Source organism: Pantoea dispersa, from assembly GCF_035783935.1.
GTDB classification, from domain to species: Bacteria; Pseudomonadota; Gammaproteobacteria; order Enterobacterales; family Enterobacteriaceae; genus Pantoea; species Pantoea dispersa_C.
The window spans coordinates 1-12670 of record NZ_JALKOV010000011.1 but is presented as its reverse complement, the minus strand read 5'-3'; the positions used below and the strand labels follow the sequence as shown (position 1 = coordinate 12670).

14 protein-coding genes are annotated in these 12670 nt (G+C 54.1%); 10 read left to right on the top strand and 4 right to left on the bottom strand.

Going from position 1 to position 12670, the window contains the following annotated elements; genetic code table 11:
• Positions 1 to 40 precede the first annotated feature (40 nt).
• Together glgX and MXF20_RS19055 are read left to right on the top strand one after the other, a co-directional pair.
• Positions 41 to 2116 (top strand): glycogen debranching protein GlgX, encoded by a 2076-nt coding sequence (glgX, locus tag MXF20_RS19060; RefSeq protein ID WP_325970788.1) that lies wholly within the window; start codon positions 41 to 43, stop codon positions 2114 to 2116.
• Positions 2117 to 2541: 425 nt separating this feature from the next.
• Positions 2542 to 4185, top strand: a complete 1644-nt coding sequence (locus tag MXF20_RS19055; RefSeq protein WP_325970786.1) for a methyl-accepting chemotaxis protein — start codon at positions 2542 to 2544, stop codon at positions 4183 to 4185.
• Between the two features lie 121 nt (positions 4186 to 4306).
• Here MXF20_RS19055 and MXF20_RS19050 read toward each other — a convergent pair whose 3' ends face one another.
• Both MXF20_RS19050 and MXF20_RS19045 read right to left on the bottom strand, forming a co-directional pair.
• The gene (locus MXF20_RS19050; RefSeq protein ID WP_325970784.1) at positions 4307 to 4879 is read right to left on the bottom strand and encodes a pyridoxamine 5'-phosphate oxidase family protein; all 573 of its coding nucleotides are present in this window, start codon (positions 4877 to 4879) and stop codon (positions 4307 to 4309) included.
• 11 nt (positions 4880 to 4890) lie between these two features.
• On the bottom strand, positions 4891 to 5619 hold the full coding sequence (locus tag MXF20_RS19045; protein ID WP_325970783.1) for a YoaK family protein: 729 nt from the start codon (positions 5617 to 5619) through the stop codon (positions 4891 to 4893).
• Between the two features lie 188 nt (positions 5620 to 5807).
• Between MXF20_RS19045 and MXF20_RS19040 the strand changes: the two genes are divergently transcribed.
• The 5 genes from MXF20_RS19040 to MXF20_RS19020 all read left to right on the top strand — a co-directional run bounded on the left by MXF20_RS19040 (position 5808) and on the right by MXF20_RS19020 (position 7699).
• Positions 5808 to 6425: a TetR/AcrR family transcriptional regulator gene (locus MXF20_RS19040; protein WP_325970782.1), complete on the top strand. Its 618-nt coding sequence runs from the start codon at positions 5808 to 5810 to the stop codon at positions 6423 to 6425.
• Between the two features lie 132 nt (positions 6426 to 6557).
• Positions 6558 to 6761, top strand: a complete 204-nt coding sequence (locus MXF20_RS19035; RefSeq protein ID WP_325970781.1) for a hypothetical protein — start codon at positions 6558 to 6560, stop codon at positions 6759 to 6761.
• A gap of 24 nt (positions 6762 to 6785) precedes the next feature.
• A complete protein-coding gene (locus MXF20_RS19030; protein WP_325970780.1) occupies positions 6786 to 7034 on the top strand; it encodes a biofilm development regulator YmgB/AriR family protein in 249 nt (82 codons plus the stop codon).
• Positions 7035 to 7221: 187 nt separating this feature from the next.
• Entirely contained in the window at positions 7222 to 7449 is a 228-nt protein-coding gene (locus MXF20_RS19025; protein WP_325970779.1) for a YgdI/YgdR family lipoprotein, read from the top strand.
• Positions 7450 to 7471: 22 nt separating this feature from the next.
• Positions 7472 to 7699: a YgdI/YgdR family lipoprotein gene (locus MXF20_RS19020; protein ID WP_021508704.1), complete on the top strand. Its 228-nt coding sequence runs from the start codon at positions 7472 to 7474 to the stop codon at positions 7697 to 7699.
• Positions 7700 to 7810: 111 nt separating this feature from the next.
• Here MXF20_RS19020 and MXF20_RS19015 read toward each other — a convergent pair whose 3' ends face one another.
• Positions 7811 to 8890 carry a zinc-binding dehydrogenase gene (locus MXF20_RS19015; protein ID WP_325970777.1) on the bottom strand — a complete coding sequence of 360 codons (1080 nt, stop codon included), beginning with the start codon at positions 8888 to 8890 and terminating at the stop codon, positions 7811 to 7813.
• A 164-nt stretch (positions 8891 to 9054) separates the two neighbouring features.
• Between MXF20_RS19015 and MXF20_RS19010 the strand changes: the two genes are divergently transcribed.
• Positions 9055 to 9807: a helix-turn-helix transcriptional regulator gene (locus tag MXF20_RS19010; protein WP_325970775.1), complete on the top strand. Its 753-nt coding sequence runs from the start codon at positions 9055 to 9057 to the stop codon at positions 9805 to 9807.
• 251 nt (positions 9808 to 10058) lie between these two features.
• On the opposite strand, the gene MXF20_RS19005 is transcribed toward MXF20_RS19010, so the two are convergent.
• Complete coding sequence (locus tag MXF20_RS19005; protein WP_325970773.1) at positions 10059 to 10961, bottom strand: LysR family transcriptional regulator; 903 nt, start codon at positions 10959 to 10961, stop codon at positions 10059 to 10061.
• Positions 10962 to 11055: 94 nt separating this feature from the next.
• Between MXF20_RS19005 and MXF20_RS19000 the strand changes: the two genes are divergently transcribed.
• On the top strand, positions 11056 to 12063 hold the full coding sequence (locus MXF20_RS19000) for an NAD(P)-dependent alcohol dehydrogenase (RefSeq protein WP_325970771.1): 1008 nt from the start codon (positions 11056 to 11058) through the stop codon (positions 12061 to 12063).
• Positions 12064 to 12089: 26 nt separating this feature from the next.
• Positions 12090 to 12485 carry a GNAT family N-acetyltransferase gene (locus tag MXF20_RS18995; RefSeq protein ID WP_418936865.1) on the top strand — a complete coding sequence of 132 codons (396 nt, stop codon included), beginning with the start codon at positions 12090 to 12092 and terminating at the stop codon, positions 12483 to 12485.
• Positions 12486 to 12670: the final 185 nt, after the last annotated feature.

The following is a 12670-nucleotide window of genomic DNA, read 5'->3' as shown; positions in this document are numbered from 1 at the left end:
GTTTTACATGACTATCTATTCACTGGATGGAGAGGATTGAATGTCTAACGGTAAACCTATGGAAATCACCGCCGGATCGGGGCACCAGCTTGGCGCCAATTATGATGGCGCAGGCGTCAACTTTGCGCTGTTCTCAGCACACGCGGAGCGGGTCGAACTCTGTTTGTACGATGAGAGCGGCCAGCATGAAATTGCCCGCTTCGATCTGCCGGAATATACCCACGAAATCTGGCACGGCTACGTGCCCGGGCTGAAACCCGGCGCGCTGTATGGCTATCGCGTTCACGGACCGTTCGATCCGGAAAGCGGTCACCGTTTTAACCCGAGTAAATTACTGATTGATCCCTATGCCCGCGAGCTGCAGGGCAACATCGACTGGAACGAAGCGCACTTCGCTTACGATTTATTGCACGAAGATAAAGATCTGACGCTGGATACCCGTGACAGCGCGCCGTTTACCCCCAAGTGTCGGGTAATTGACACCAATGAGTTTGACTGGCAGGACCACAACCGTCCCAGTATTCCGTGGTCCAGCACGGTGATTTATGAAACCCACGTCAAAGGTTTCACCCAGCTTAATCCGGCCATTCCGGCAGAGATGCGCGGCACCTATGACGGCATGAGCCACAAATCTACCGTTGATTACATCAAAAGCCTTGGCGTGACCTCAGTGGAATTGCTGCCGGTGCACTGGTTCCCGGACGATCAGCATTTGCTGGATCGCGGACTGAAAAACTTCTGGGGCTACAACTCGCTGGCCTTTTTCGCGCCTGCCAGCCGCTATTTTGGCCCGCGCGGTATTCAGGGCTTTCGCGACATGGTGCGCGCTTTCCACGATGCCGGTATCGAAGTGATTCTCGACGTGGTTTACAACCACACGGCAGAAGGTAACGAACTGGGGCCAACGCTGTCGTTTAAAGGCATTGATAACTTCTCTTATTACCGTACGCTGCCGGATCAGCACCGTTACTACATCAACGATACCGGCACCGGTAACACGGTGAACACCTCTCATCCGCGCGTGCTGCAGCTGGTGACGGATTCGCTGCGCTACTGGGCAGAATCGATGCATGTCGACGGTTTTCGCTTCGACCTCGGCACCATTCTCGGCCGCGAGCCGGAAGGGTTCGATCAGCGCGGCGGCTTCTTTGACGCCATGACGCAGGATCCGGTGCTGTCTAAACTGAAGCTGATCGGCGAACCCTGGGACATCGGGCCTGGCGGCTATCAGGTCGGTGGCTTCCCGCCCGGCTGGGCCGAATGGAACGACAAATATCGCGACACGGTGCGCGAATACTGGAAGGGCGACAACGTCTCAACTGACTTCGCCGCGCGCCTGCTCGGCTCCGGCGATCTCTACGACCAGCGCGGCCGTCGCCCGTGGGCCAGTGTGAATTTCATCACCGCGCACGATGGCTTTACGCTGAACGATCTGGTCTCGTACAACGACAAGCACAACGATGCCAACGGGGAAGATAACAACGACGGCCATAACGATAACCGTTCTTACAACTACGGTGCCGAAGGCCCCACCGACGACGAAGGCATTAACGCAGTGCGCGAGCGGCAGAAACGTAATTTCCTCGCCACGCTGTTTTTCTCGCACGGCACCCCGATGCTGCTGGCGGGCGATGAGTTTGGCCGCAGCCAGATGGGCAACAATAACGGCTATTGTCAGGACAGCGAGATTTCCTGGCTGCACTGGGAAGATCTGCCGGCTTCCGCTGATGCGTTACGCGATTTCACCCGTCAAATCATTGCGCTGCGCGCGCAGCAGCCGCTGCTGCGACGTGAAAGCTGGCGCGACGGGATGGAGATCAAATGGTTTAACGCTGGCGGCGGTTTCCAGCAGGCGGAACAGTGGGACGAGGGCTCAACGCTCGGCGTGTACATTGGGCGTCCGGATCTGCAAACCGAAGAAGGTATCTGGCACGATGTGCTGATGCTGTTCAATCCGTTTGAAGGCAATGTGCCGTTCCGCATTCCGCAGTTTGGCGAAGGCGGCTGGGTGCTGGAGCTGACCACCTCCGACAGCGCCAGTAAGGGACTGGTGATCACCAAAGAGAAGGATTTCGAGCTGGAGGGACGCAGCCTGGCGCTGTTCAGACGGCCATGAGTTAAGCGCGAAGTGCCGGTTTCCAGGTGCGCAGGGATGTGCACCCTACAGAAACAACGGGACATATACTCCCCGTTTCCAGGTGCGCATGAATGCGCACCCTACGGAAATAATGAGACATACCCCCTCAGTTTCCAGGTGCGTCTGGATGCGCACCCTACGGAAATAACGGGACATGCACCGTAGGGTCGCCGTTTACGGCGACCTTGTCGCATTCCGCACCCATCGTTAAACCCGCACCATCACAGGGTCGCCGTTCACGGCGACCTGATCCACAACTTGCACCACTGTTAACCTGCCAATCTCTGCCGCTACCCGCCGCTAAAATTTCATTAACTAAAAACCACAATCTGCCGATGTTCTTTAATCTGCCCTTGTACCCGCCGCGTCATGCGCCGGGACGCGTTTAGATTAAGGATAATAAGATGAACATCTCCCAACGATTGCTACTGACCTTTTCCATGCTGTTTGGCGCCATTATCCTGCAGGCGGTGCTCGCCATCTCACTGCTGTCCGGCTTTCAGGAGCGCTTTGAGTACGTGCAGACCAACGCCATTCCGTCGATTAAAGACCTCAATACGCTGATTGATCGCAGCAATCAGTTGGCGCTGACGCTCTACAAACATCAGACTCAGCTGCAGGACAGCAATATGCCTGCGGTTGAAGCGGACATTGATAAACAGATCGGCGGCCTGAAATCGCTCACCGATTACTACCTGACCCACAACATTTCCAGCGAGGAAGATAAACGCCTGACCGAGCTGGCTTTTGCCAATATACAACGCGTAAGCGAGCGGCTGCCGGCGTTTCTCACTGCGTCGCGCGCGCATCAGAACGCCATCAGCCTTGATCTGATCGAGGGGCAGAACGGCATTGGTGCCGCCATCCGCCAGCTGGTCACCAATTACCAGCAGCAGCTGATGCTGAATATTTCTATCGGCGATGAATTACGCGCCACCAACCTCAGCACCTTCCATGAAGTGCTGTGGACCACCATTACTGGCGTGATAGCCACCGTGATTATTTTTGGCCTGTTCGCCCTGTTCACCGTGCTGCGCATTCGTCGCAGTCTGTCCGATGTCGGCAAAGTCATGATGCGCGCCAGCGAAAATCTTGACCTGACGCTGAGCGCCGACGAAAGCCGTCGCGATGAAGTGGGCACCATGGCGCACTCTTTCAATCAGCTGATGCGCAGCGTCGCCAGTTCGTTAAGCGCCGTGCGCAGCGCCTCACATTCGGTGGGCAGCGCGTCAGTGGAAATCGCCGCCGGTAACGAAGACCTCTCTTCACGTACCGAGCAGCAGGCTGCTTCGCTGGAACAGACTGCGGCCAGCATGACTGAACTGAGTGAAACCGTGCGTCAGACCGCCGATAATACGCGCCAGGCCAGCCAGCTGGCGGCTAACGCCAGTGCGCTGTCGGAAAAAAGTGGCTCCTCGCTCACCACGATGCTCTCGACCATGGATGACATTCGTGGCAGTTCGCGCAAGGTCACGGACATTGTTTCGATGATCGAAGGCATTGCTTTCCAGACCAATATTCTCGCGCTCAACGCGGCAGTGGAAGCGGCACGGGCCGGTGAGCACGGCAAGGGCTTTGCGGTGGTCGCCGGCGAAGTACGCAGCCTGTCCCAGCGCTCAACCTCGGCCGCGCGCGAAATCAAAGGGCTGATTGAAGAGTCGCATCGACTGACCGAGGCCGGGGCCGCCCAGGCCAGTGACGTCAGCAGCAACATGCAGGTGATGAATGACGCCATCCATCAGGTCAGCGAACTGATGAGCGAAATCGCGGCGGCCGCGGTTGAGCAGAGCCAGGGAATCAGCCAGGTGCAGCAGGCAGTCAACCAGATGGACGATGTCACCCAGCAGAACGCCGCGCTGGTGGAACAGGCTTCAGCCGCGTCGCAATCGCTGCAGGAGCAGGCCGAAACGCTCAACCAGCTGGTCGCCAGATTCGTGCTGGCGGAATCCGACGCCGCGCCGACGATTAAGCCTGCGGCAGTCAGCCACAAAGCGCCACAGCCTGCGCGCCTGGCAGTGGCCAGCGATGCCGACTGGCAGAGTTTCTAATCCCCTCACCCTCCGCGTCGCCGCGCGGAGGGGTTTGCTGCCCGCTGACGGTAAGCATCAACCAAAGCGTTCTACCCCGCGCGCCTGCGTCAGGCAAAAACACCGGCTGAACTATGATTTCTCAGGGCACGCGCCAGCTGCCCTGCCAGCCTTCCGCGCTGGCCTCAAATCGTGCACGCTGATGGGGCTCGCGGCTGACATCCAGCCACTCCGCGCTGTGCAGCGTGATCTGCACCAGCGCGAAGTGCGCGTCAGGGCTGGCATCCACCTCCGGCGCGCTGGCAGGCAGTGCAGCGTCAGGATGGGTGATTACGCTGCCCGGGCTGACAGGTGACTGAAACAGCGCATGCGAATGCGGACGTAATTTGTGCCAGGCGGCGGCGCGCTGTTGTGCATCTTCAACGATCTGAGCCTTGCCCGCCAGCCTGAGCTGAACGCTGTTGGCGGCGTCATAAGCCAGTAGCGCCACCTGCTGCTGCGCCGCGATATCGTCCATTTTGGCGCTGCGCCGATCGGCGGTAAACCGCAGGGCCGGCAGTGCCGGTAAAAACTGCCGTATCACCACGGTGCGCAGGCTGGGCTGGCCGTCGGCACTCACCGTCGCCAGCTGCATCACAGTGAAAGCCGAACGCGACGTGGTTGCGGTGCTAAGCAACTGCCAGATGGCTTGCAGGCGGTCGTCGAGTGAGATCATGTTTCCCTTCCTTAACGGGCGTGAAGCGGGTTGCTGCCCGCACGTTTCAGCGCCGACAGCGCCAGGGCGCTGAGCAGCAGACCAATGACGATCAGCAGCGTATAGCTCAGCCATTGCAGCAACAGAATGCCCAGCACGCCGCCGGCGAGAAACGCCAGCACGGTGTAGCAATGCAGTTTTAGCCGCTCAATGTACAGCGGCGCATCTTTCGGTGACTCTTTACGGCGCAGCACATCAAACAGCATCGCCAGCTCAATGCCAATATCGGTTGCCGTGCCGGACACATGGGTGGTGCGCACGCGCGCATTGGAAATCCGGGTAACTACGGCATTTTGCAGCCCCATCAGGAAGCTCAGGCTGAGAATCAGTAACACACCGGCCTGACTAAAATGAAAGCCGCTTTCAACAATCCCCAGCACCAGCAACGCAATGCCCTCCAGCAGAATATTGATAGCGTAGATGCCGCGTATCTGCCGCCTGCGGCCGGAGTTGATGATCAGCGTGGAGACCGACGAACCGGCGATGAATAACAGCACAATCAGCAGGAAGAACAGCCCGATATGCAGATTGGCTTTGGCCAGATGATCGGACAGGGATGAGACGTTGCCGGTCATGTTGGCGGAGAAGAAGCCAACCGTTTCGAACGCCGCGGTGTTGAGCGCGCCCGCCACGGCGGCCAGCGTCGCCGCCAGACGGATGTCAGTATTAAAGGTGCGCGTATCCTCAGTAGAGATCAGCATGCAAAGGTCCCGGCCCGGCAAAAAAACGTATCATCCTCCGGCCTCCGAAAATTCTCAACCGCAGGGCTGAAGATTTCACCGCCCCGGCGGTTGATCTCTGCATTCAGGGCCACGGTTTCGCTGATGATTTGACCCTGCCAGCGTTAAGCCGGATAATTTGGAAACGATTCATTCTGAATAGCCGCTTTATGACCAGTAAACCCAATCCGGCGCCGGTTGCCAGAGAGCGCGGCAGACCGCGCAATTTTGATATCGATGACGCGCTCGACAGCGCCATGATCGTGTTTCGCCAGAAGGGTTTTCATGCGGCGTCGATTGCTGATTTAGGCGAAGCGATGAACCTGACGGCGGGCAGTATCTATAAAGCGTTTCAGGACAAGCGATCGCTGTTTCTGCGGGTGTTTGAGCGCTACATCCTGCTGCGCAACGTTGACCTGCGCGCCCGTTTGCAACAATACCCGACCGGCCGGGAGCGCATTGCTGAACTGCTACAGTTCTATCTTGATTCCGCCAGCGAAATCGAGGGCAGACGCGGCTGTCTGGTGGTTGGCAGCACGGTAGAGCTACAGACGCTGGATGAAGAGTTATCTCAGCTGGTGCGCGAAGCGGTATTACGTAACCGCAACTTCCTGACGTCATTGATTGAGCAGGGACAACAGGACGGATCGATCGCTGCGCGACTGGATGCGGATACCGCCGCCGGGCTGCTGCTGTGCGTGGCATTCGGCATGCGCGTCGTTGGTAAAATTCAGGATGTGACTAATGGCAAAGAAACCATTAATATGGTGCTTAGCGTTCTGGACTGATTTGTCTGGCCTATTAGGAAATATGCATTTCCTAATTACTGCGTTGTGAGTTTTTGTACCCTGGAATAGTGCACGTAATAATAATTATCAATTAGTAACACATTGCTTAAGTTTATTTGTCCCGGGGGATGAGTGAAGCAGGATGAGTCAGAAGATGCCGATGAAATCTATCTTTTATTAGGCAAAGTCGTCACAGAGATTGTACAACCAGGTGAAACCTTATCTGTTCAGCAAATTATCGGCGCGTTGTATCGCACAGGATTGCGCTCAGAAAATCCAGCTATCCAGCAGGCCTGCGATAATGCGATCAGGCTGTTAGCTAAAAAGCTAAATTAACTCACTGTTATCAGGGTAATGACGATGCGATACGATCCATTTCATAATAATACTGATGATTCATTACCATGGACTGGCGGATCGCTGCAGGCAAAGCAGCATGAATTACTGGGCACGCTGGTGCAGGAAATTTTATGTAGCGGCAAGCAGTTAAACAGAAAAACACTGTGCATCACGCTGTTATCACGCCTTGACCAGTGTGACGATGTGATATTAAAGACGCATTATGAAGCTATTTTCGCTTTGCTGCTCGGCCGGTTATCGGCGGAGTAATAGCCTGACCTCTTCTCACCACACCTTTATACGCGGCACAACTCATTAGCCGCGCCTGATAATTGCCGCCTCATCAGTTTCACGCTAAACCGCATTAATTGTGCAAAGAAAGCGGGTCAGGTCAGACCAGAATCCGGATTTTGTTCTACGCTTATAGCTGGACTTCAGACCAATCAGGGAAATTATTATGAAGAAACTGACTGTAGCGGCTGTGTTATTGACCTCGATTTTCGCCATCGCCGGCTGTTCATCTAATCAGGCGATTAAAACCACCGATGGTCGCACGATCGTTACCGACGGTAAGCCGCAGGTGGACAGCGATACTGGCCTGGTCTCTTATAAAGACGCGCAAACCGGTAAAACAGAACAGATTAACCGTAACCAGATCACCAATATGAGTGAACTGGATAACTGATCTACTCGATAGGGAGAGCGATATGAAAAAAGTGATCTTGTTACCTCTGGCAGCCATCGTGGCACTGAGCGCCCTGACCGGCTGTACCCGCACCAGCTATGCCATTCATACCAATGATGGTCGTACCATTGTCAGTGATGGCAAACCGCAGGAAGCGGAAAGCGGATTGCTGGGCTACGTTGATGCCAATGGTGTTAAACAGCAGATCAACAAAGCGGATGTCAAAGAGGTCTCGGAGATTCCGCATTAATCTGTTCTTATCAAGCCCGCGCAGCGGGCTTTTTTGTGCCAGAACTTTGTCATTGAACCCATACGCAGGGCCATTGTAAGAGAGCAATCCGGTCCATCGCGACGCCATCGGTCAGGGACGAACGACGGTGAGTTTAAACGGCCCGCTGTTTTTCGCAGCATGCGCGACGGAATCATTCACTCTCTCAAGCGGAAACTCGGTTACGTCATAGTGGCTCAGATCAAGCAGTCCCGCGCGTATAAGGCCGCAGAGCGTAGAGACTGCCGAAGGTTCATACATCCACTGCCCTTTTACGGTAATGAGGTTACGCATTATCCAGGGATAAGGCAGTGAAAGATCGTCCCCACCCAGCATGCCAACACCGCCCATAAGAACTGCACGACCATAAGGTCTGACTGACATAATCGCATTCCGGGCGACAGAGGCCTGCGCAGACGGCGGAAGGAAATCAAGGACCGCATCAATGGGCCCCCCGGCTGTTTGCTTCATGGCAGAAATATCGATCTCTGCTTTACCTGTGAGCTTTACTGTTTCCACACGCGATCCAAAACGTTTTTTCAAACCGCTCAGCACCCGTTCATTACGGCCCGGTGCGATGACTTTATGGGCTCCCATTGCCAGGGCAGCAAGCACAGCGGAACTGCCGAAATTACCGGTTGCACCACTGACCAGCAGGCGCTCTCCCGCTTTCAAATCCATAGATAACAATCCGCCATAGGCGATAAGCAGCGTATTGATGGCACACCACCGCCCCGCTTCTGCAGGCGATATGTCGCCAATGGGCACGGCGTTTTCAGTTGGAATGCGTATTTGTTCAGCAAGACAGCCATTCAGATGATATTGCTGGATTTTTTGTCCTCCTTCACCACGGGCACTCCATCCCTGAAGGACAATTTCTGGCGACAGCGCGTTGTCACGGGAACGCACCGTCGGATCGCAGAACACCCAGTCTCCTGGTTTCAGCCAGGCTGAGTCAGGGCCGGTCTGGCGAACCTTGCCGATGGCACCGCAGCCCGGGGTGACCGGCACGGGTAAAAGATATTTTCTTTCCCCACTCAGTACTTCATTCGTGTAGGAAAGAACGGGCGCCGCCACCACATCGACAATGACTTCCCCGGTGCCCATCACCGGTGCAGGCACATTCTTAACGACTAACGGACGGCCAAAGGCAGTAAGCACAGCAGCTTTCATGGTCATATTCTCCTGAGGGCATAGAACAATATGAAACCATCCTGGAGCGACAAAAGGCGGCGTAAAATACACTAGTTTTATACAGGTATAATTTACTACCAGGTTCAAAAAAATGGTTAAGAATACTGAGCTCAGTCAGTTTTTTACGTTCACGACGTTCAAGGGTGAAGCCTGAGCGTCCCTCCTCTGCCGGGCCAGAAAGACGGCGAACGCCCGGACTAAGGCGTGAGGAAGTTGCAGCGATGCTGGAAATAAGTACGGAATGGTATACCAAAATCGAACAGGGACTGGTCAACACGCTTTCCGAACGGATAGTTAACGCCCTGGGTAAGGCTCTGCAGCTGAACGAGGCAGAATTTCTGCACCTGAGAACGCTGACAGGCCGAAAAAAAAGTGCAGATATCGAACATGAAGTCCCGGCTAGCTTATCGCATCTGGTCAGGGCGCTGAAGGAGCCTGCCTACGTCACCAATGACAGATGGGATGTATTGGTGTGGAATTCTGCAGCAGAACAGGTCATCACGGACTTCCGCCTGTTGGCTGCAGATAAGCGAAATATCATGGTTTTCATGTTCACCACACAGGAGGCCAGATACCTTTTTGGCGACACCTGGCCTGCAGAGGCACAGAGAATGCTTGGCCTGTTTCATTCCGGTTATTCACGATATGCAGACGATGAGACCTTCACTGCACTGGCAGAACGCTTAAGCCGTGAATGCCCGGAGTTTGATACATGGTGGAGCGAGCATGTGATAACGGCGCCGATTTCCGGAGAGAAAAAACTCACAGGGAAGGACGGGATAACGCGGACATACTGCTATTCAACGTTTACGTCAAATGACTCCCCTGCACTCAAGCTGGCAATTTATGTCCCCGCCGTTATCGGCATCGGGCAGCAAGGTGATATGACATCATGATCCCGCCGGAGCAGTGTTAAGGGGGTTTAGCTGTGTCTGCCTAGCCTGTAAAGAGCGCTCGAACCTGCCGGTGATCCATGACAAAGTGGAGCGCCAGCAGCGTGAATAAATACGTTATTACCTCCAGGAGAGCCGACATTATTCCGGGTTATGCCGACTGCTGGACTGCACGAGCTGTTCATACATAACCCATCTGCTACTCAGCACAGGTTACAGGCTGTTGTTCAAAACATCATATTGCGTCCCGCAGGCTACCAGCGTGGTGTGGAAAACCATGAAGTCAGCCAGTCGGTTAATGCACTGATTTTTGCCGACTGCAACTGGCTTGAAGGTTTCATTAACCAGACACCATCCTCGCCTGTAGCCTGCCAGTCCGACAGCACTGGCACCAGTGAACCCTCAGCCAGTTCTTTCTGTACCAGCCAGTTGGCGGCGAGTAATATTCCCATACCCGATTGAGCGGCCAGTATAAGCCCATCCATTTCGTCACTCTCATAACGCGTCTTCACCGGTACCGCTATCTGTTGACCATCTTTCTCGAGTCGCCATTCAGGCCAGCTGTGCATGGGTGTGAAACCCAGGCAATCATGATTACGAAGGTCCTGAGGGTGCGTTACAGGAGAATGGCGCTCCAGGTAATCCGGCGCGACACATAAAATGCGACTTGTATTTGCCAGCCTTCGGGCAATTAATCTGCTGTCCTTCAGAACACCAATACGGATTGCCATATCAAAATTATCACCCAGTAAGTCTACGTAGCGATCGCTGCAGTGCAGCACAATACGGATGTCAGGATAGGCTTTCAAAAAGAATGGTAAGGCCTGCACGACCCACTTTCGTCCGAATGAGGCTGGAACGGTAAGGCGAATCGTCCCGGCCGGACGCGCTGCCAAATCACGGGCTTCTTCTTCCGCTTCCCGCAGCAGTTCATCTGCCAGTTCAATTTTTTGCCGATAGCGTAAGCCCTCTTCTGTGGGACGTATGCGGCGGGTGGTGCGTTCCAGCAGGCGAATTCCCAGACGTTTTTCTAATGCAGCTACACGCCGGGAAACGACGGAGACATCTCTTCCCAAATCGCGCGCACCAGCACTAAAGCTGCCAGCGCGCACTACCGCAAGAAAAGCTTCCCGCTGACGAAAATCGTCATCATGCATTATTGCACCTCATGCAACAGTTATTTGTTTTTCAGGCTCATTATAGCGTCAGTTCTGCCGCAAAATGGTCGTATTAATCGAACAGGGGGACACCATGAAAGCTATCCACTTATCTGCTGCAGGAATAGACGGCTTAAAAATATGTGATATTTCACGACCACAACCAGGGTATGGCGAAGTGCTGATTCGTCAGCATGCTGTGAGTCTGAATTACCTTGATTTGGCGCTGGCCACGGGTAAATTCGGCGCTATTTCGCAGCCGGTTATTCCAGGTGCAGACAGCGCGGGAGAAATTGTTGAGTCTGGAGAAGGAGTTGAAGGCTGGCAAATCGGCGAACGTGTGGTGCCGGGTATGATGTCTCACTGGCATGCTGGAGCAATACGATCTGAACACCATCAAACATTACGCGGAGTTACGACCAACGGCGGGCTGGCAGAATACGCTGTAGTGCCTGCTGAGTCACTGGTGCGTATACCCGATTTTCTCAACTGGCAGCAGGCAGCGACATTACCCATTGCCGCAACGACCGCATGGAACGCTATAGTGCGCGGTAAAATACAGCCCGGCAGCACTGTTTTACTGCTTGGTACGGGAGGGGTGAGTCTGTTTGCATTGCAATATGCGAAGGCAGCAGGTGCGCGGGTGATCATCATCTCCTCTTCTGATGAAAAACTGGAAAGAGTGAAAGCCCTGGGAGCGGATGAAGGAATTAACTATCACGAGATACCCGAATGGGATCAGCGGGTGCTTAAGCTGACTGATGGGCATGGCGCTGATCTCGTACTGGAATCAGTGGGCGGCGCAACATTTGCGAAATCGATTAACGCAGCAGCTCATAACGGAACCATTTTCGTTATTGGCTTTGTTGGTGGCGCTGAAGTCAGCATGCCTGTCCTGCCCGTGATGCAAAAGATGTTGAATATTGTGGGTAACAATACGGGTTCGACTTCAGATTTGCGCGCGGCGGTCAGGGCGATTGAGACCTCGACGATTTATCCCGTCATTGATCGTATTTTCCCTTTTGCCGATACACGGAAAGCTTATCGCTACCTTGAGGCTGCCGGACATATCGGGAAAGTGGTTATTAGTCTGGATGCATAATAAGTACAGACAGAAAAAAACTGGATGTGCAGGCTATCCATCTCTATCTCACGAGATCAACCTGGGCTAAAGGGATTGATCTGGCTCTTGTCCGTGCATCCGTTGAAAACAGCCTTAATTTCGGTGTTTATCACGATGACGCCCAGATTGGTTTCGCGCGCTTAATAACAGATTACGCTACGTTCGCTTACCTTTGTGATGTTTATATCCTGGAGGAATATCAGGGAGAAGGGTTGGGTAGATGGGTGATGCAATGCATACATGATCATCCTGTTTTTGAGCGGCTTCGCAGGATCATGTTGTTTACAACCACAGCGCCCTGGCTCTATGAAAAATTTGGCTACGAGCCTGTTAATCGGGAAAACTATGCATGGAGTATCACACGTCCTGATATCTACACTCATGCAAAAAAGACTGGCTGACCTGCGCTCCTGTCTGTCTCCAGTCTGGCGTATACAATCAGTCTGCAATGTCCGCTCCTGGCACAAAGCGGACGGGATCAGATAAACGTCCGCTCTGAGCGAAAAACGGGCATTACTTTAATGTAAATAATGGCATTTTTGATAGATGTTTACCGCTGTACGGTTTTCAAAACGAGATGTATATG